The following is a 549-nucleotide window of genomic DNA, read 5'->3' as shown; positions in this document are numbered from 1 at the left end:
TGCTTAATTGATCGAGTACCACAGATGCTTGAGGAAAAAATACACCAATACCTACTCCTAATGCCATGGCAATGAAAATCCATAGCGTTAGATTTCGATCTAAGAATGAGAGCTTTGATCCGGACATTGAATTACTCGCATTGCATAGAGATAGATAAGTTGCTTGCAGGTTTATTCAGTATTTCATCATTTAAGACATTGAGCACTGCATTTACCCATTCTGGTAAATCAGGATTTAATCGGTAATACACCCATTGTCCCTTGCGCTCATCTAGCAAAATTGAGAGGTTACGGAGTAAAGCCAAGTGACGAGAAATTTTGGGTTGGCTCAGTTGTAAGATCTCTGTGATTTCACAAACACATACATTCTTTCTTTCTAAAATAATTTTTAAAATATCCAAACGTGTCGGGTCAGATAGGCATTTAAAGAAATCTGCTTGATCCATCATCTACACTCCAATATATGCTATTGCGAATATACGCATATCCATATATAAATGCAATATTATTAAGTTCTGAGTTAATCCAATGTCATCGAAAGTTAAGATC

General features: G+C 35.9%; 1 protein-coding gene and 1 pseudogene. Both read right to left on the bottom strand.

The window, feature by feature from the left end:
- Positions 1 to 127: pseudogene (locus AC1M9L_RS14775) on the bottom strand (arsenical-resistance protein); the annotation flags it as partial.
- Between the two features lie 4 nt (positions 128 to 131).
- Positions 132 to 446: an ArsR/SmtB family transcription factor gene (locus tag AC1M9L_RS14770; RefSeq protein ID WP_481592555.1), complete on the bottom strand. Its 315-nt coding sequence runs from the start codon at positions 444 to 446 to the stop codon at positions 132 to 134.
- Positions 447 to 549: the final 103 nt, after the last annotated feature.

The organism is Acinetobacter sp. ANC_7511, from assembly GCF_056779975.1.
Note: the sequence above shows the minus strand (reverse complement) of the source record. Positions and strands in the feature narration are given on the sequence as shown.